16 protein-coding genes are annotated in these 18,221 nt (G+C 61.1%); all 16 read left to right on the forward strand.

All coding sequences use genetic code 11. From position 1 onward, the window contains the following. Positions 1–275: 275 nt before the first annotated feature. Positions 276–731 carry a division/cell wall cluster transcriptional repressor MraZ gene (gene mraZ / locus ACA067_RS04400; protein WP_008147486.1) on the forward strand — a complete coding sequence of 152 codons (456 nt, stop codon included), beginning with the start codon at positions 276–278 and terminating at the stop codon, positions 729–731. Next, on the forward strand, positions 728–1,675 hold the full coding sequence (gene rsmH / locus ACA067_RS04405; RefSeq protein ID WP_497455376.1) for a 16S rRNA (cytosine(1402)-N(4))-methyltransferase RsmH: 948 nt from the start codon (positions 728–730) through the stop codon (positions 1,673–1,675). Before mraZ ends, rsmH begins: the two co-directional genes overlap by 4 nt. Beyond that, entirely contained in the window at positions 1,672–1,965 is a 294-nt protein-coding gene (gene ftsL, locus ACA067_RS04410; protein ID WP_137803789.1) for a cell division protein FtsL, read from the forward strand. The genes rsmH and ftsL overlap by 4 nt, the downstream gene beginning before the upstream one ends. Beyond that, positions 1,965–3,704 carry a peptidoglycan D,D-transpeptidase FtsI family protein gene (locus ACA067_RS04415; RefSeq protein ID WP_497462730.1) on the forward strand — a complete coding sequence of 580 codons (1,740 nt, stop codon included), beginning with the start codon at positions 1,965–1,967 and terminating at the stop codon, positions 3,702–3,704. Before ftsL ends, ACA067_RS04415 begins: the two co-directional genes overlap by 1 nt. After that, entirely contained in the window at positions 3,704–5,167 is a 1,464-nt protein-coding gene (locus ACA067_RS04420; RefSeq protein ID WP_497460755.1) for a UDP-N-acetylmuramoyl-L-alanyl-D-glutamate--2,6-diaminopimelate ligase, read from the forward strand. The genes ACA067_RS04415 and ACA067_RS04420 overlap by 1 nt, the downstream gene beginning before the upstream one ends. Next, complete coding sequence (locus ACA067_RS04425; protein ID WP_497460756.1) at positions 5,160–6,527, forward strand: UDP-N-acetylmuramoyl-tripeptide--D-alanyl-D-alanine ligase; 1,368 nt, start codon at positions 5,160–5,162, stop codon at positions 6,525–6,527. Before ACA067_RS04420 ends, ACA067_RS04425 begins: the two co-directional genes overlap by 8 nt. Beyond that, the gene (mraY, locus tag ACA067_RS04430) at positions 6,527–7,609 is read left to right on the forward strand and encodes a phospho-N-acetylmuramoyl-pentapeptide-transferase (protein ID WP_150767359.1); all 1,083 of its coding nucleotides are present in this window, start codon (positions 6,527–6,529) and stop codon (positions 7,607–7,609) included. Before ACA067_RS04425 ends, mraY begins: the two co-directional genes overlap by 1 nt. 5 nt (positions 7,610–7,614) lie before the next feature. After that, the gene (gene murD / locus ACA067_RS04435) at positions 7,615–8,961 is read left to right on the forward strand and encodes a UDP-N-acetylmuramoyl-L-alanine--D-glutamate ligase (protein ID WP_497460757.1); all 1,347 of its coding nucleotides are present in this window, start codon (positions 7,615–7,617) and stop codon (positions 8,959–8,961) included. Beyond that, positions 8,958–10,175 (forward strand): putative lipid II flippase FtsW, encoded by a 1,218-nt coding sequence (gene ftsW / locus ACA067_RS04440; RefSeq protein ID WP_497460758.1) that lies wholly within the window; start codon positions 8,958–8,960, stop codon positions 10,173–10,175. Before murD ends, ftsW begins: the two co-directional genes overlap by 4 nt. After that, entirely contained in the window at positions 10,165–11,235 is a 1,071-nt protein-coding gene (gene murG / locus ACA067_RS04445) for an undecaprenyldiphospho-muramoylpentapeptide beta-N-acetylglucosaminyltransferase (protein WP_497460759.1), read from the forward strand. Before ftsW ends, murG begins: the two co-directional genes overlap by 11 nt. Then, a complete protein-coding gene (murC, locus tag ACA067_RS04450) occupies positions 11,228–12,688 on the forward strand; it encodes a UDP-N-acetylmuramate--L-alanine ligase (RefSeq protein WP_497460760.1) in 1,461 nt (486 codons plus the stop codon). The genes murG and murC overlap by 8 nt, the downstream gene beginning before the upstream one ends. Continuing rightward, positions 12,685–13,665, forward strand: coding sequence for a D-alanine--D-alanine ligase (locus ACA067_RS04455; protein WP_497460761.1), 981 nt, complete (start codon positions 12,685–12,687; stop codon positions 13,663–13,665). Before murC ends, ACA067_RS04455 begins: the two co-directional genes overlap by 4 nt. 4 nt (positions 13,666–13,669) lie before the next feature. Further along, positions 13,670–14,539: a cell division protein FtsQ/DivIB gene (locus tag ACA067_RS04460; protein ID WP_497460762.1), complete on the forward strand. Its 870-nt coding sequence runs from the start codon at positions 13,670–13,672 to the stop codon at positions 14,537–14,539. A gap of 15 nt (positions 14,540–14,554) precedes the next feature. Next, entirely contained in the window at positions 14,555–15,814 is a 1,260-nt protein-coding gene (ftsA, locus tag ACA067_RS04465; RefSeq protein WP_033061341.1) for a cell division protein FtsA, read from the forward strand. Positions 15,815–15,885: 71 nt separating this feature from the next. Then, positions 15,886–17,079: a cell division protein FtsZ gene (gene ftsZ, locus ACA067_RS04470; RefSeq protein ID WP_064675982.1), complete on the forward strand. Its 1,194-nt coding sequence runs from the start codon at positions 15,886–15,888 to the stop codon at positions 17,077–17,079. A gap of 112 nt (positions 17,080–17,191) precedes the next feature. Then, positions 17,192–18,103, forward strand: a complete 912-nt coding sequence (lpxC, locus tag ACA067_RS04475) for a UDP-3-O-acyl-N-acetylglucosamine deacetylase (RefSeq protein WP_064675983.1) — start codon at positions 17,192–17,194, stop codon at positions 18,101–18,103. Positions 18,104–18,221: the final 118 nt, after the last annotated feature.

Consider the following 18,221-nt stretch of genomic DNA (forward strand, 5'->3'; position numbering starts at 1 on the left):
ACCGCTTTCGTAATATCGAAAAAATCTTACTCTTAACAAACTACTTTAACTTCAGAGCCCAACCTTCTGTGTTGGCTCAAGTTATTGAGCAGCTTCGCCTGCCAGATCCTCGTTGCCCCCCCCTTTAGGCTCCTAAATCCAAGTTCTGTAAGGGTTTTCCTTTGATGTGCGCCTTGACGGTGCGGCAGCCGCATTCCTATAGTGTGCACAAGTGGCGGAAAGTGGCATGAAGTGGGTTTTTTGAGCTATAAACGCTACAATCTGGAGAAACGCTCGTGTTTCGCGGAGCTAATGCAATCAGTCTCGATGCAAAGGGCCGTCTCGCCATGCCGAGTCGGTACCGTGACGAGCTGGTTTCGCGCAGTTCCGGTCAGTTGATCGTCACCATCGATGCCGTTGATCCATGTCTGTGTGTTTATCCCCTCGATGAGTGGGAAATTATCGAAACCAAACTGCGCGCACTGCCTTCGCTTCGCGAAGAGAATCGCCGTCTGCAACGTTTACTGATTGGTAATGCCGTCGACCTCGAGCTCGATGGCAGTGGTCGTTTTCTGGTTCCGCCGCGTCTTCGTGAATATGCCAAGTTGGATAAGCGCGCGATGCTGGTAGGCCAACTGAACAAGTTCCAATTGTGGGACGAGGATGCCTGGGATGCGGTTTCTGCCGCGGATCTGGCTGCCATTCAACAACCGGGCGCCATGCCTGATGAACTGCGTGATTTGATCCTGTGACTATTGATAGCGGCTTTAACCACATCACCGTACTGCTTGACGAAGCCGTCGAGGCTCTCGCCGTACGCCCTGATGGCTGCTATCTGGACGGTACGTTCGGGCGTGGCGGACACAGCCGGTTGATCCTCAGCCAGCTCGGTCCCGATGGTCGGGTGCTCGGATTCGATAAAGATCCTCAAGCGATTGCCACCGGGCAAACGCTAGCGGCCGAAGACGGCCGCTTTGTCGTTGTACAGCGTAGCTTTGCCGAGCTCGGTTCGGAAGTCGCCGAACGCGGCCTGGCGGGCAAGGTCAGCGGCGTTCTGCTCGATCTTGGCGTGTCTTCGCCGCAGCTCGACGACCCTGAGCGCGGCTTCAGCTTCCTCAACGATGGCCCGCTGGACATGCGCATGGACCCGTCCCGCGGGATCAGCGCTGCCGAATTCGTCAATACCGCGCCGGTGGAAGAAATTGCCCGGGTGTTCAAGGAATACGGCGAAGAACGTTTTTCCGGCCGCATGGCCCGTGCCGTGGCCGAGCGTCGCGACATCAAGCCGTTCGAGCGCACCGCTGACCTGGCCGAAGTCCTGAAAGTCGCCAACCCTGCGTGGGAAAAGGGCAAGAACCCGGCCACCCGTGCATTCCAGGGCTTGCGCATCCACGTCAACAACGAACTGGGCGATCTGGAGGCCGGCCTCGAAGCCGCCCTGGAATGTCTGGAAGTCGGCGGTCGTCTGGTGGTTATCAGCTTCCATTCGCTGGAAGACCGGATCGTCAAACTGTTCATGCGCAAACTGGTGAAAGGCGAAGCCGACAACCTGCCGCGCAACCTGCCGGTGCGTCACGTCGCCTTCGAACCGAAAATCAAAGTCCATGGCAAAGCGCAGTCCGCCTCCGAGGCCGAACTCAAAGCCAACCCGCGTTCCCGTAGCGCCATCATGCGTGTCGCGGAGAAGCTGCGGTGAGCAAGCTTTTTGCCAAGCCACTTCCTGGCGGAAGCTTTTTCATGCTGCTGCTGTTTATCGGCGTGCTCGTGTCTGCGGTCGGCGTGTCCTACAGCGCCCACTGGAACCGGCAGCTGCTGAACTCGCTGTACAATGAGTTGAGCGTGCGCGACAAGGCGCAGGCGGAATGGGGTCGGTTGATTCTCGAACAGAGCACCTGGACTGCCCACAGCCGTATCGAAGTCCTGGCGACCGAGCAACTGAAGATGCGCATTCCCGGCGCCGCTGAAGTGCAGATGGTGGCGCCATGATGAAACTCGAAGGCGCGCTCTTCCCGTGGCGTTTCCGCCTGGTGCTGGGTTTGCTCGGCATCATGGTCGCGGCCATTGCCTGGCGCATCATCGATCTGCAAGTGGTCGATCGTGCCTTTCTGAAAGGCCAGGGCGATGCGCGCAGTGTTCGACATATCCCGATTCCGGCTCACCGTGGCCTGATCACCGACCGTAATGGCGAGCCTTTGGCCGTGAGTACGCCGGTCACCACCCTGTGGGCCAATGCCAAGGAAATGCAGCTGGCCAAAGAGAAGTGGCCAGCACTGGCCGCGGCGCTGGGTCAGGATCCCAAAGCCCTGGCCGAACGTCTCGAAGCTCAGGCCAATAAAGAATTCATTTACCTGGTGCGCGGGCTCACCCCCGAGCAAGGTCAGTCCGTGCTCGATCTGAAAGTGCCGGGCGTTTATGGCATTGAAGAATTTCGGCGTTTCTACCCGGCCGGTGAAGTCACCGCGCACATGGTCGGATTTACCGACATCGACGACCACGGTCGAGAAGGGGTTGAGCTGGCCTACGACGAATGGCTGGCCGGGGTGCCGGGCAAGCGACAGGTTATCAAGGACCGGCGCGGCCGACTTATCAAGGATGTCCAGGTCACCAAAAACGCCAAGGCCGGTAAGCCCTTGGCGTTGTCCATTGACCTGCGCCTGCAATATCTGGCCAACCGTGAACTGCGAAACGCGATCATCGAGAACGGCGCCAAGGCTGGCAGCCTGGTGATCATGGACGTGAAGACCGGCGAGATTCTCGCCATGGTCAACCAGCCGACCTACAACCCGAACAATCGGCGCAACCTGCAACCGGCGATGATGCGTAACCGCGCGATGATCGATGTGTTCGAGCCGGGTTCGACCATGAAAGCGATCTCCATGAGCGCCGCCATCGAAACCGGTCGCTGGAAACCAAGCGATACCGTCGAGGTTTACCCGGGCACGCTGCAGCTGGGCAAGTACACCATTCGTGACGTTTCCAAATCCGAAGGTCCCGTCCTCGACCTGACCGGGATTCTGATCAATTCCAGTAACGTCGGCATGAGTAAGGTCGCGTTCGACATCGGCGGCGAAACCATTTTCCGTCTGGCACAGAAAGTCGGCCTCGGCCAGGATACCGGTCTGGGTTTCCCGGGCGAGCGCGTCGGCAACCTGCCGAACTACCGCGAATGGCGCAAGGCTGAAACCGCCACGTTGTCCTACGGCTACGGCATTTCCGTGACCGCGATCCAGTTGGTCCACGCCTTCTCGGCCCTGGCCAACAACGGTCGCCTCGCGCCGCTGACGCTGATCAAAACCGACAAGGTACCGCAATCCACCGAAGTGCTGCCGGAAGCGGTCGCGAAAACCATGCAAACCATGCTGCAGCAAGTGATCGAGGCCCCGCGCGGTGTGTTCCGGGCGCAGGTGCCGGCGTATCACGTAGGGGGCAAGTCGGGTACCGCACGTAAAACGTCGGTCGGCACCAAAGGCTATGCCGTGAACTCCTACCGCTCGCTGTTTGCCGGCTTCGGTCCGATGAGCGATCCGCGCTACGCGATAGTGGTGGTGATCGATGAGCCGACCAAGGCCGGTTACTACGGTGGCCTGGTATCGGCGCCAGTGTTCAGCAAAGTGATGTCCGGGACCCTGCGCCTGATGAACATCACACCGGACAATCTGCCACCTGTTCAACAAGCGAACGCAACACCGGTCGTTCCGCTGAAAGCCAATGGAGGGCGCGGCTGATGTCTCTGAGCCTGAACAAGATTTTCGCCCACGCCGGTCGCGATCTGCTGATCCGCGAACTGACCCTGGACAGCCGCAATGTGCGGGCGGGCGATCTGTTTCTAGCCGTTCCTGGCGGCAAGTTCGACGGTCGAGCGCACATTGCCGACGCCTTGCAGCGCGGGGTCGCGGCCGTGGCTTACGAAGTCGAAGGCGCAACAGTGCTGCCGATCACCGACGTGCCGCTGATTCCGGTCAAGGGTCTGGCGGCGCAGTTGTCGGACATCGCGGGGCGTTTTTACGGTGATCCGAGCCGCCATCTGAATCTGATCGGCGTCACCGGCACCAACGGTAAAACCAGCGTAACTCAGTTGGTCGCGCAAGCGCTGGATTTGCTAGGTCAGCATTGCGGCATCGTCGGCACCCTGGGCTCCGGTTTCTACGGCGCGCTGCAAAGCGGCCTGCATACCACGCCGAACCCGATCGCCGTGCAAGCGACCCTCGCCGACCTGAAAAAGGCCGGTGCCAAAGCCGTGGCGATGGAAGTCTCTTCCCACGGTCTGGATCAGGGCCGCGTGACTGCGTTGGCGTTCGATGTGGCGGTGATGACCAACCTGTCCCGTGATCATCTGGATTACCACGGCACCATGCAGGCCTACGGCGAAGCCAAGGCCAAACTGTTTGCCTGGAACGATCTGAAATGCCGCGTGGTCAACCTGGACGACGATTTCGGCCGGCGACTGGCCACCGAAAAACGTGAGTCGCGGCTGATCACCTACAGCCTGGAAAATTCCAGCGCCTATCTTTATTGCCGTGAAGCGCAGTTCGACGACGAAGGCGTACGTGCCACCCTGGTTACACCACAGGGCCAACACCTCCTGCGCAGCGCCTTGCTCGGTCGCTTCAACCTGAGCAACGTGCTTGCCGCCATTGGCGCCTTGCTCGGTCTGGACTACGCCCTGGACGAAATTCTCAAGGTGCTGCCGAAACTCGAAGGCCCGGCCGGTCGCATGCAGCGGCTCGGCGGGGGTTCCCAGCCTTTGGTGGTGGTCGATTACGCCCACACGCCGGACGCGCTGGAAAAAGTCTTGATGGCCCTGCGTCCACACGCCAAAGGTCGATTGCTGTGCCTGTTCGGTTGTGGCGGTGATCGTGATCGCGGCAAGCGTCCGCTGATGGCCGAAGTGGTCGAGCGCCTGGCCGACGGTGTGCTGGTGACCGACGACAACCCGCGTACCGAAGACCCAACAGTGATTTTCGATGACATCCGCGCCGGCTTCACGGCTGTGGATAAAGTCACTTTCGTCGCTGGCCGTGGCCAGGCGATCGCTCAGTTGATTGCCGGCGCTTCGGCAGATGACGTGATTGTCCTGGCCGGCAAAGGTCATGAGGACTATCAGGAAATCAACGGCCAGCGTCACGCATTCTCCGATCTGGTCGAGGCCGATCATGCCTTGACCGCGTGGGAGGTGGCCCATGCTTAAAGCGTTGAAACTGAGCGAACTGACCGGCGCGCTGAACGGCCAGCTGCTCATGGCCGATGCCTCGTTCGATGGCATCAGTATCGACAGTCGTGCCATCAAGCCCGGCCAACTGTTTATTGCCCTGACCGGTCCGCGCTTCGATGGCCATGACTATTTGAACGATGTGGCCAGCCAAGGCGCCGCCGCTGCGTTGGTCGAGCGTGAAGTCGCCGACAGCGCACTGCCGCAATTGCTGGTCAAGGATACCCGCCAGGCCCTTGGGCAACTGGGCGCGATGAATCGTGCCGCGTTCACCCATCCCGTGGCCGCCATCACCGGTTCCAGCGGCAAGACCACGGTCAAGGAAATGCTCGCCGGCATCCTGCGCACGCGCGGTTCGGTACTGGCGACCCGTGGCAATCTGAACAATGACCTCGGCGTGCCGCTGACCCTGCTCGAACTCGCGCCGGAACACACCGCTGCAGTGATCGAACTGGGCGCTTCCCGGCTCGGTGAAATTGCCTACACCGTCGCCATGACCAAGCCGCATGTGGCCGTGCTCAACAACGCCGGGACGGCCCACGTCGGCGAGTTCGGCGGGCCGGAAAAAATTGTCGAGGCCAAGGGCGAGATCATTGAAGGGCTGGAGGCCGATGGCGTTGCCGTGCTCAATCTCGACGACAAGGCGTTCGCCATCTGGAACGCCCGCGCTGCCGGTCGCCAAGTGCTGACGTTCGCCCTGAGCAATGTCAGCGCCGACTTCTACGCCAGCGATCTGGACCGTGACGCTCGCGGTTGCCCGGCCTTCATTCTGCACAGTCCTGAGGGCGAGGAACGGGTTCAGCTGAACCTGCTCGGCACCCATAACGTCGCCAATGCCCTGGCCGCCGCAGCGGCAGCCCATGCGCTGGGCGTATCGCTGTCCGGCATCGTCACCGGCCTTGGCGCGGTGCAGCCGGTCAAGGGCCGCACCGTCGCGCAACTGGCCAGCAATGGCATGCGCGTGATCGATGACACCTATAACGCAAACCCCACCTCCATGTGTGCCGCCGTTGATATACTCGCCGGCTTTTCCGGCCGCACCGTCCTGGTGCTCGGGGATATCGGCGAGTTGGGCGAATGGGCGGAGCAGGGGCACCGCGATGTGGGCGAGTACGCCCGCGGCAAGGTATCCGCGCTTTATGCCGTCGGGCCAATGATGGCTCACGCCGTGAACGCTTTCGGTGAGCAGGCCTGGCACTTCAGCACACAGGCTGAACTGATCAAGGCCCTCGACGCCGAGCAAGACACAAACACCACCATTTTGATCAAAGGCTCGCGCAGCGCTGCGATGGAAAACATCGTTGCCGCTTTGTGCGGGACCCGTCTGGAGAAACATTAATGCTGCTGCTGCTAGCGGAGTATATGCAACAGTTCTACAAAGGCTTCGCGGTCTTCCAGTACCTGACCCTGCGCGGGATCCTCGGTGTGCTGACCGCGCTGGTTTTGTCGCTGTGCTATGGCCCGTGGATGATCCGTACTTTGCAGAACCGTCAGATCGGTCAATCCGTTCGCAACGACGGTCCACAATCGCACCTGTCCAAGTCGGGCACCCCGACCATGGGCGGCGCGCTGATTCTTTCGTCCATCGGCGTCAGCACCTTGCTCTGGGCTGACCTGAGCAATCGCTACGTATGGACCGTGCTGCTGGTGACCTTGCTGTTCGGCGCCATCGGCTGGGTCGACGACTACCGCAAGGTGATCGAGAAGAATTCCCGTGGTCTGCCGAGTCGCTGGAAATACTTCTGGCAATCGGTGTTCGGCCTGGGGGCGGCGATCTTCCTTTTCATGACCGCAACAACGCCGGTGGAAACCACCCTGATCCTGCCGATGCTCAAGGATCACAGCATTGCGCTGGGCGCAGGCTTCATCGTGCTGACTTATTTCGTGATCGTCGGTTCGAGCAACGCGGTCAACCTGACCGACGGCCTGGACGGCCTGGCGATCATGCCAACCGTGATGGTTGGCGGCGGGCTGGGGATCTTCTGCTATCTCTCGGGTAACGTGAAGTTCGCTGAGTACCTGCTGATTCCTTATGTGCCGGGCGCCGGTGAGTTGATCGTATTCTGCGGCGCGCTGATTGGCGCGGGCCTGGGCTTCCTCTGGTTCAACACCTATCCGGCACAGGTTTTCATGGGCGACGTTGGCGCGCTGGCGCTGGGCGCAGCCCTGGGCACCATCGCGGTGATCGTCCGTCAGGAAATCGTCCTGTTCATCATGGGCGGTGTGTTCGTGATGGAGACCCTGTCAGTCGTTATTCAGGTTGCTTCCTTCAAGCTGACCGGTCGCCGTGTGTTCCGCATGGCACCGATTCACCACCACTTTGAACTCAAGGGCTGGCCCGAGCCGCGTGTGATCGTCCGTTTCTGGATTATCACCGTGATTCTGGTACTGGTCGGCCTTGCCACCCTGAAGCTGAGGTAGAACGAGTGTCTCTGATCGCTTCTGACCACTTCCGCATCGTTGTCGGCCTCGGCAAGAGCGGCATGTCCCTGGTTCGCTTCCTGGCGAACCGGGGCGTGTCGTTTGCCGTGGCCGATACGCGGGAAAATCCACCGGAACTGGCCACGCTCAAGCGTGACTATCCGCACGTGGAAGTGCGTTGTGGCGAGCTGGACGTCGAATTCCTGTGCCGCGCCGACGAGCTCTACGTGAGCCCCGGCCTGGCGCTGGCGACCCCGGCCCTGCAGGCTGCCGCCGCCCGTGGCGTGAAATTGTCCGGCGACATCGAGCTGTTCGCGCGTAACGCGAAAGCGCCGATTGTCGCCATCAGCGGTTCCAACGCGAAAAGCACCGTCACCACCCTGGTCGGCGAGATGGCGGCTGCGGCGGGCAAGCGTGTTGCTGTCGGGGGCAACCTCGGCACGCCAGCGCTGGACCTGCTCAGCGACGATGTCGAGCTGTACGTGATGGAACTGTCGAGTTTTCAACTTGAGACCACCGATCACCTCGGCGCTGAAGTGGCGACTGTGCTCAATGTCAGCGAAGACCACATGGACCGCTACAGCGGTCTGCCGGCCTATCACCTGGCCAAGCACCGGATTTTCCGTGGTGCCAGGCAGTTCGTGGTCAACCGTCAGGATGCCCTGAGCCGTCCGTTGATGGGCGAGGGCCAGCCGTGCTGGACCTTCGGCTTGAGCAAGCCCGATTTCAAGGCCTTCGGCATTCGCGAAGAGGATGGCGAGAAGTACCTGGCCTTCGAATTCCAGAACCTGATGCCGGTGCGCGAGTTGAAAATTCGCGGCGCGCATAACCAGTCCAACGCCCTGGCGGCATTGGCGCTGGGCCATGCCGTGGGCCTGCCGTTCGACGCCATGCTCGCAAGCCTGCGCACCTTCGCCGGTCTCGAACATCGCTGCCAATGGGTCCGCGACCTGGATGGCGTGAGCTACTACAACGATTCCAAAGCCACCAACGTCGGCGCCGCCCTGGCCGCCATTGAAGGCCTGGGGGCTGACATCGACGGCAAACTCGTGCTGATCGCCGGTGGCGACGGCAAGGGTGCCGAGTTCAAGGACCTGCGGGATCCGGTCGCGGTCAACTGCCGTGCCGTCATTTTGCTGGGCCGTGACGCCGACAAGATCGGTGAGGCCATTGGCGATGCCGTGCCGCTGATTCGCGTGAATTCGCTGGACGAAGCCGTCGCGCAATGCCGCGCCGTCGCAGCAAAGGGCGACGCGGTGCTGCTGTCGCCGGCCTGCGCCAGTTTCGACATGTTCAAGAACTACGAAGACCGTGGTCACCAGTTCGTCCGCGCCGTGGAGGAACTGGCATGAGCCTGAGAAACATCATCAAGCCGTATCCATCGCCGATCATCACCGGGCGCGGTATCGACCTCGACTTCCCGATGCTGGCCGGTTGCCTGGCACTGCTCGGCCTGGGGCTGGTCATGATCACTTCCGCGTCGTCGGAAGTGGCCGCCGTGCAATCGGGCAACACCCTGTACCACATGATTCGGCACCTGATTTACCTGGTCCTCGGCCTGGGGGCGTGCGTCGTCACCATAATGATTCCGATAGCCACCTGGCAACGCCTCGGCTGGTTGATGCTGCTCGGTGCCTTCGGTTTGCTGGTGATGGTCATCATCCCAGGGATCGGCCGTGAGGTGAACGGGTCGATGCGCTGGATCGGTTTCAGTTTCTTCAACGTACAGCCATCGGAAATCGCCAAGGTATTTGTCGTCATTTACCTCGCCGGCTACCTCGTGCGTCGCCAGAAAGAAGTGCGCGAAAGCTGGATGGGGTTCTTCAAGCCCTTCATCGTGCTGCTGCCGATGGCCGGTCTGCTGCTGATGGAGCCGGACTTCGGTGCCACCGTGGTCATGATGGGCGCGGCGGCCGCGATGCTGTTCCTCGGCGGGGTCGGGCTGTTCCGCTTCACCTTGATGGTGGCGCTGGCAGTCGGGGCGGTGACCGTCCTGGTGCAGGCGCAACCCTACCGGATGGCTCGTCTGATTACCTTCACCGACCCCTGGGCCGACCAGTTTGGTTCGGGCTACCAGCTGACCCAGGCGCTGATCGCCTTCGGTCGTGGCGAGTGGCTGGGCGTTGGCCTGGGCAACAGCGTGCAGAAGCAGTTCTACCTGCCGGAAGCTCACACTGACTTCGTGTTCTCGGTCCTGGCCGAAGAGCTCGGCATGGTGGGTTCCCTGTGCACCGTCGGCCTGTTCGTGTTCGTGTGTGTGCGCGGCATGTACATCGGCTTGTGGGCCGAGAAAGCCAAGCAGTATTTCGCGGCGTATGTGGCCTACGGCCTGTCGTTCCTGTGGATCGGTCAGTTCCTGATCAACATCGGGGTGAACGTCGGCCTGTTGCCCACCAAAGGCCTGACCCTGCCGTTCCTCAGTTATGGCGGCAGTTCGCTGGTGATCTGCTGTGCCTGTCTCGGCTTGTTGCTGCGCATCGAGTGGGAGAGTCGAACCCACCTGGGCAGTGAAGAGATGGAGTTCCAGGAGAGCGACTTCGCCGAGGAGCCGACCCATGGGCGCTAATGTCCTGATCATGGCGGGCGGCACCGGTGGCCACGTGTTCCCGGCGCTGGCCTGTGCACGCGAGTTCCAGGCCCGGGGTTACACCGTGCATTGGCTCGGGACCCCGCGCGGCATCGAGAATGAACTGGTGCCGATGGCCGGTATCGAGCTGCACCGGATCAACGCCAGTGGCCTGCGCGGCAAGGGCAAGTTGTCCCTGCTCAAGGCCCCGTTCATGGTGCTCAAGTCCATTTGGCAGGCACGGGCGATCATTCGCCAGCTGCAGCCGGTGTGTGTGGTCGGCTTTGGTGGTTTTGTGACCGGTCCTGGCGGCGTCGCGGCCAAACTGGCGGGCGTGCCGGTGATCGTTCACGAGCAGAACGCAGTGGCCGGTACCGCCAATCGGTTGCTGGTGCCGTTGGCCGCCCGGGTCTGTGAAGCGTTCCCCGACACCTTTACCCTGTCGGGCAGCCGTCGGACCACCGGTAACCCGGTGCGCACCGAGCTGTTCCTCGATACACCGCGACCCGCCCTGGCAGGTCGCAAGGCACGATTGCTGATCCTGGGCGGAAGCCTGGGGGCGGAACCGTTGAACAAGTTGCTGCCTGAAGCCCTGGCGCAAGTCGCCCCCGACCTGCGCCCGGACGTGTTTCATCAAGCCGGCAAAAACCACGATGAAGTGACCGCAGAGCGCTATCGCGCGGCTGGCGTCGAGGCGCAAGTGCAGCCTTTCATCAAAGACATGGCCCAAGCCTATGGCTGGGCCGACCTGGTGGTGTGCCGCGCAGGCGCGCTGACCATCAGTGAACTGGCTGCCGCCGGTCTGCCCTCGATGCTGGTGCCATTGCCCCATGCGATCGACGATCACCAGACCCGCAACGCCGATTATTTGGCCCGTGAAGGCGCTGCCTTCCTGATGCCACAAAGAACGACTGGCGCAGCGGATCTTGCCGCACGCCTGACAGAGGTCCTGATGCAACCACAACGACTCGCCGACATGGCCACCGCCGCCCGCCGCCTGGCCAAACCCGATGCCACCCGAAACGTGGTCGATACCTGCCTGGAGGTGGCTCATGGTTGAGAATAAGAAAGCCATGCCTCAGCCGGAAATGCGCCGCATTCGTCGCATCCATTTCGTCGGGATCGGCGGCGTGGGCATGTGCGGCATCGCCGAAGTGTTGCTGAACCTGGGCTATGAAGTGTCCGGTTCCGACCTGAAGGCTTCGCCGGTGACCGAGCGTCTGGAGTCCTTTGGCGCCCAGATCTTTATCGGCCACCGTGCCGAGAACGCCGCGACTGCCGATGTGCTGGTCACCTCCAGTGCCGTGAACACTTCCAACCCGGAAGTCGCCACTGCCCTGGAACGCCGGATTCCGGTGGTGCCGCGGGCAGAAATGCTCGCCGAACTGATGCGTTATCGCCACGGCATCGCCGTCGCCGGTACCCACGGCAAAACCACCACCACCAGCCTGATCGCTTCGGTGTTCGCTGCCGGTGGCCTGGACCCGACATTCGTGATCGGTGGCCGGCTGAATGCGGCGGGCACCAATGCCCAGCTCGGCACCAGTCGTTACCTGATTGCCGAAGCCGATGAAAGCGACGCCAGTTTCCTGCACTTGCAACCGCTGGTGGCTGTGGTCACCAACATCGATGCCGATCACATGGCGACCTACGACGGTGACTTCAACAAGCTGAAGAAAACCTTCGTCGAGTTCCTGCACAACCTGCCGTTCTACGGGCTGGCGGTGGTGTGCCTGGACGATCCGGTAGTGCGCGAAATCCTGCCATTGGTCAAGCGTCCGACAGTCACGTACGGCTTCGACGACGACGCCGATGTGCGCGCGATCAATGTGCGCCAGCAAGGCATGCAGACCTTCTTCACCGTGCTGCGTCCCGATCGCGATCCGCTGGATGTGTCGGTGAACATGCCGGGCAACCACAACGTGCTCAACTCGCTGGCCACCATCTGCATCGCCACTGACGAGGGCGTCAGCGACGAAGCCATCGTCCAGGGCCTGTCCGGGTTCCAGGGTGTCGGTCGACGCTTCCAGGTCTACGGCGAATTGCCGGTAGAAGGCGGCAGCGTGATGCTGGTCGACGACTACGGTCACCACCCGACCGAAGTGGCCGCGGTCATCAAGGCCGTGCGCGGTGGCTGGCCGGAGCGCCGCCTGGTGATGGTTTACCAGCCGCACCGCTACAGCCGCACCCGCGACCTGTACGACGATTTCGTCAATGTATTGGCCGATGCCAACGTCCTGCTGCTGATGGAAGTCTATCCCGCCGGTGAAGAGCCGATCCCCGGGGCAGACAGCCGCAAGCTGTGCAACAGCATCCGCCAGCGCGGTCAGCTCGACCCGATCTACATCGAGCGTGGCGTCGATCTCGCGCCGCTGGTCAAGCCGCTGCTGCGTGCCGGCGACATCCTGCTGTGCCAGGGCGCCGGTGATATCGGTGGTCTCGCACCGAAGCTGTTGAAGAGTCCGTTGTTCGCTGGCGCCGTTGCCGCGCCGAGCGTGGGGAAGTTGAAATGACTGCTGTTTACGCCAACCTCGTCTCCACTGTCGCGCCGAAAGACTTCGGCCGAGTCGCCGTGCTGTTTGGCGGCAAGAGTGCCGAGCGAGAGGTATCCCTGAAGTCGGGTAACGCGGTGCTCGACGCGCTGCTCAGCGCCGGTGTCGACGCGTTCGGTCTCGACGTCGGCGATGACCTGTTGCAGCGTTTGCTTGACGAAAAAATCGACCGCGCCTTCATCATCCTCCACGGTCGTGGCGGTGAAGACGGCAGCATGCAGGGCCTGCTCGAATGCCTGGGCATTCCGTACACGGGCAGCGGCATCCTGGCCTCGGCATTGGCGATGGACAAGCTGCGGACCAAACAGGTCTGGCACAGCCTCGGCATTCCGACGCCACGTCACGCCGTACTGAGCAGCGAGGCCGATTGTATTTCGGCAGCGACGGAACTGGGCTTCCCTTTGATCGTCAAACCGGCCCATGAAGGTTCAAGTATTGGGATGGCCAAAGTGACCTCCGCGTCGGAGCTGATCGACGCCTGGAAAGCGGCCAGTACCTACGATTCCCAAGTGTTGGTCGAACAATGGATTCAAGGTCCGGAGTTCACCATCGCCACCCTGCGTGACCAGGTGTTGCCACCGATTGCCCTGGGCACGACGCACAGTTTCTACGACTACGACGCCAAGTACGTGGCCTCCGATACCCAGTACCGGATCCCGTGTGGCCTGGACAGCAACAAAGAAAAAGAACTGATGGACCTTACGGCGAAAGCCTGTGAGGCGCTGGGTATCGCCGGTTGGGGCAGGGCAGACGTGATGCAGGACGCCGACGGGCAGTTCTGGTTCCTGGAAGTCAATACCGCACCGGGCATGACCGATCACAGTCTGGTGCCGATGGCGGCCCGTGCTGCCGGTCTGGATTTCCAGCAACTGGTTCTGGCCATTTTAGCCGCCAGCGTTGCCGGTAACGCTGCAAGTAAATTAGAGCCGCGAGGTTAAGACCATGCAAGGCGCTCAGCTGAGACATCAGCCTCCCGTACCGACCGGCCGCAAGCCGGTGCCGCGGGGTGCCAGCCGAATGGTGGCCAAAGAGCCGATGTCCGCGCGCCTGCCGAAAGCCAATTTTGCTTTTATCAAAAGCCTGTTCTGGCCAGTGCTGCTGGTAGCGCTGGGTTTCGGCACCTACGAAGGCGCGCAGCGTTTGCTGCCGTACGCCGACCGGCCGATCAGCAAAATCGCCGTGCAGGGCGACTTGAGTTACATCAGCCAGCAAGCGGTGCAGCAGCGGATCGCCCCGTTCGTGGCGGCGAGCTTCTTCACCATCGACCTGGCGGGCATGCGCACCGAGCTGGAACAGATGCCATGGATTGCCCACGCGGAAGTGCGCAGGGTGTGGCCGGATCAAGTGGTGATCCGCCTGGAAGAACAACTGCCGGTGGCCCGTTGGGGCGACGAATCGCTGTTGAACAACCAGGGACAGGCGTTCACTCCGCGTGAACTGGCGAACTACGAACACTTGCCACAGCTGTTCGGTCCACAACGGGCTCAACAGAAAGTGATGCAGCAATACCAGGTGCTGAGCCAGATGCTCAGGCCATTGGGCTTCTCGATTGCACGGCTGGAGTTGCGTGATCGAGGCAGCTGGTTCCTGACCACCGGCGCAGGCAGCGCGGGTCCGGGGATCGAACTGCTGCTGGGACGCGGCAACCAGGTGGAAAAGATGCGCCGCTTCATTGCCATCTATGACAAGACGCTCAAAGAACAGATTACGAACATTGCGCGCATCGATCTGCGCTACGCCAACGGCCTCGCTGTTGGCTGGCGGGAACCTGTAGCGCCCACGACGGCCCAACCCGCTGTCGCGAAGAATTAAGAAGAGGCAGGACCCATGGCAAACGTGCAAAGCGGCAAAATGATCGTCGGTCTCGATATCGGCACCTCCAAGGTGGTGGCGCTGGTCGGCGAGGTCTCGGACGACGGCACGCTCGAAATCGTCGGGATCGGTACCCATCCGTCCCGTGGCCTGAAGAAAGGCGTGGTGGTGAACATCGAGTCCACGGTGCAGTCGATCCAGCGCGCGATCGAAGAAGCGCAGTTGATGGCCGGTTGCCGGATCCACTCGGCGTTTGTCGGCGTGGCGGGCAATCACATTCGCAGCCTGAACTCCCACGGCATCGTGGCGATTCGCGATCGCGAAGTCAGCTCCGCCGACCTTGAGCGTGTGCTCGACGCCGCCCAGGCCGTAGCGATTCCGGCTGACCAGCGCGTGCTGCACACCCTGCCGCAGGATTACGTGATCGATAACCAGGAAGGCGTGCGTGAGCCGCTGGGCATGTCCGGCGTACGCCTGGAAGCCAAGGTCCACGTGGTCACCTGCGCCGTCAACGCCGCACAGAACATTGAAAAATGCGTGCGCCGCTGCGGTCTGGAGATCGACGACATCATCCTCGAGCAGCTGGCTTCCGCGTATTCGGTCCTGACCGACGACGAGAAAGAGCTGGGCGTGTGCCTGGTGGACATCGGCGGCGGCACCACCGACATCGCAATCTTCACCGAAGGCGCGATCCGTCACACCGCGGTGATTCCGATTGCGGGCGACCAGGTGACCAACGACATCGCCATGGCGTTGCGCACCCCGACCCAATACGCCGAAGAAATCAAGATTCGCTACGCCTGCGCCCTGGCCAAGCTGGCCGGTGCCGGTGAAACCATCAAGGTGCCAAGCGTCGGCGACCGTCCGCCGCGCGAGTTGTCCCGCCAGGCCTTGGCCGAAGTGGTCGAGCCGCGTTACGACGAGCTGTTCACGCTGATCCAGGCCGAGCTGCGTCGCAGCGGCTACGAAGACCTGATCCCGGCCGGCATCGTGTTGACCGGCGGGACCTCGAAAATGGAAGGTGCGGTCGAACTGGCCGAAGAAATCTTCCACATGCCGGTCCGCCTGGGCGTGCCTCATGGCGTCAAGGGCCTGGACGACGTGGTCCGCAACCCGATCTATTCCACCGGCGTCGGCCTGTTGATGTACGGCCTGCAGAAGCAGTCCGACGGGATTTCGTTCTCGGGCATCAGCAGCCGCGACAGTTACAGCAATGAAGAACCGAAAGTCGCCTTGCTCGATCGCTTCAAGAGCTGGGTCCAAGGCAACTTCTAAAGATGTACCGCAGCACCGTTGTAGATACAGGCAGTAGGCGCAAAAACTAGAGAAATGAAAGGAGAGGGAAAATGTTCGAACTCGTAGACAACATCCCCGCAAGCCCGGTTATTAAAGTTATCGGTGTTGGCGGAGGCGGCGGCAACGCCGTCAACCATATGGTCAAGAGCAACATTGAAGGCGTTGAATTCATCTGCGCCAACACTGATGCCCAGGCGCTGAAAAGCATCGGCGCGCGGACCATCCTGCAACTGGGCACCGGCGTGACCAAAGGTCTCGGCGCTGGCGCCAACCCTGAAGTAGGTCGTCAGGCCGCTCTCGAAGATCGTGAGCGCATTGCCGAAGTCCTGCAGGGCACCAACATGGTGTTCATCACCACTGGCATGGGCGGCGGTACCGGTACCGGTGCTGCGCCGATCATTGCTGAAGTGGCCAAGGAAATGGGGATCCTCACCGTTGCGGTGGTGACCCGTCCGTTCCCGTTCGAAGGCCGCAAGCGCATGCAGATCGCCGACGAAGGTATCCGTCTGCTGTCTGAAAGCGTCGACTCGTTGATCACCATTCCCAACGAGAAGCTGCTGACCATCCTCGGCAAGGACGCAAGCCTCCTGTCGGCTTTCGCCAAGGCCGACGATGTACTGGCCGGTGCCGTTCGCGGTATCTCCGACATCATCAAGCGTCCGGGCATGATCAACGTCGACTTCGCCGACGTCCGTACCGTGATGAGCGAAATGGGCATGGCAATGATGGGCACTGGCTGCGCGAGCGGTCCGAACCGTGCACGCGAGGCCACCGAAGCGGCCATTCGCAACCCGTTGCTCGAAGACGTGAACCTGCAAGGTGCACGCGGCATCCTGGTGAACATCACCGCCGGTCCTGACCTGTCCCTGGGTGAGTACTCCGACGTGGGTAGCATCATCGAAGCCTTCGCTTCCGAGCACGCGATGGTCAAGGTCGGTACCGTTATCGATCCGGACATGCGCGACGAGCTGCATGTGACTGTGGTTGCCACCGGTCTGGGCGCGAAAATCGAGAAGGCTGTGAAGCTCATCGATAATACCGTTCATACTTCCATGGCTTCCCAGCCACAACAACAAGCCCCTGCACGCCAGGAACAGCCAGCGGTAAACTACCGTGACCTGGACCGTCCGACCGTCATGCGCAACCAGGCTCAGGCCGGTGCTGCGGCTGCCGCGAAGATGAATCCGCAAGACGACCTGGACTACCTGGACATTCCGGCTTTCCTGCGTCGTCAGGCCGATTGATGGAATGTATCAGGGCTATGAAGGTGATTGGTGTTCAGCAAAGGCGTGGTCTGCTATTATCGCCAGCCTTTGTTGATACCAGTTCGCAATTTGCGCTGAAGCGGCCCAAGCCATGATTAAACAACGCACACTGAAAAATATTATCCGTGCCACAGGTGTAGGCCTGCACTCCGGGGAGAAGGTATACCTGACCCTCAAGCCAGCGCCTGTCGATACCGGCATTGTGTTTTGTCGTGCCGACCTCGACCCTGTGGTACAGATTCCTGCCCGCGCGGAAAACGTTGGTGAAACCACGATGTCGACCACGTTGGTCAGTGGTGACACCAAGGTGGATACGGTTGAGCACTTGCTCTCGGCCATGGCTGGCCTGGGCATCGATAACGCCTACGTCGAGCTCTCCGCGTCCGAAGTTCCGATCATGGATGGTAGCGCTGGACCTTTCGTATTCCTGATTCAGTCGGCCGGCCTGGAAGAACAGGACGCCGCCAAGAAATTCATTCGCATCCTGCGGGAAGTGACAGTGGAAGACGGCGACAAGCGCGCCACTTTCGTCCCTTTCGAAGGCTTCAAGGTGAGTTTCGAGATCGATTTCGATCACCCGGTTTTCCGTGATCGCACACAAAGTGCAAGCGTGGATTTTTCCAGCACTTCGTTCGTAAAAGAAGTCAGCCGCGCCCGTACCTTTGGTTTCATGAGTGACATCGAGTATCTGCGTAAGCACAACCTCGCACTCGGCGGCAGCGTTGAAAACGCTATTGTGGTCGACGCGGATGGTGTACTGAACGAAGACGGCCTTCGTTATGAAGACGAATTCGTGAAGCACAAGATCCTCGATGCTATTGGTGACCTCTACCTGTTGGGCAATAGCCTGATTGGTGAGTTCAAGGGCTTCAAGTCCGGGCATGCATTGAACAACCAGCTGCTGCGCAAGTTGATTGAGCAGACAGATGCCTGGGAAGTCGTGACTTTCGAAGACGCCAGCACTGCACCGATCTCTTACATGCGCCCAGTTGCGGCCGTGTAAGTAAAAAACCTCTCTAGTTTTTCAAGGCTGCCTTCGGGTGGCCTTTTTTTATGCCCAGCGAATCAGAAGATCAAGAGATCGCAGCCTGTTGCAGCGCCCACAGGCGCGTAGGAGCTGT

The organism is Pseudomonas sp. LBUM1674 (genome assembly GCF_059695635.1).

What these genes read in the sequence shown, in the direction of transcription:
- ACA067_RS04415 (WP_497462730.1), top strand. Translation starts at nt 1,965, where the DNA reads ATGAAACTCGAAGGCGCGCTCTTCCCGTGGCGTTTCCGCCTGGTGCTG.
- ACA067_RS04420 (WP_497460755.1), top strand. Translation starts at nt 3,704, where the DNA reads ATGTCTCTGAGCCTGAACAAGATTTTCGCCCACGCCGGTCGCGATCTG.
- ACA067_RS04425 (WP_497460756.1), top strand. Translation starts at nt 5,160, where the DNA reads ATGCTTAAAGCGTTGAAACTGAGCGAACTGACCGGCGCGCTGAACGGC.
- mraY (WP_150767359.1), top strand. Translation starts at nt 6,527, where the DNA reads ATGCTGCTGCTGCTAGCGGAGTATATGCAACAGTTCTACAAAGGCTTC.
- ftsW (WP_497460758.1), top strand. Translation starts at nt 8,958, where the DNA reads ATGAGCCTGAGAAACATCATCAAGCCGTATCCATCGCCGATCATCACC.
- murG (WP_497460759.1), top strand. Translation starts at nt 10,165, where the DNA reads ATGGGCGCTAATGTCCTGATCATGGCGGGCGGCACCGGTGGCCACGTG.
- murC (WP_497460760.1), top strand. Translation starts at nt 11,228, where the DNA reads ATGGTTGAGAATAAGAAAGCCATGCCTCAGCCGGAAATGCGCCGCATT.
- ACA067_RS04455 (WP_497460761.1), top strand. Translation starts at nt 12,685, where the DNA reads ATGACTGCTGTTTACGCCAACCTCGTCTCCACTGTCGCGCCGAAAGAC.
- ACA067_RS04460 (WP_497460762.1), top strand. Translation starts at nt 13,670, where the DNA reads ATGCAAGGCGCTCAGCTGAGACATCAGCCTCCCGTACCGACCGGCCGC.
- ftsA (WP_033061341.1), top strand. Translation starts at nt 14,555, where the DNA reads ATGGCAAACGTGCAAAGCGGCAAAATGATCGTCGGTCTCGATATCGGC.
- ftsZ (WP_064675982.1), top strand. Translation starts at nt 15,886, where the DNA reads ATGTTCGAACTCGTAGACAACATCCCCGCAAGCCCGGTTATTAAAGTT.
- lpxC (WP_064675983.1), top strand. Translation starts at nt 17,192, where the DNA reads ATGATTAAACAACGCACACTGAAAAATATTATCCGTGCCACAGGTGTA.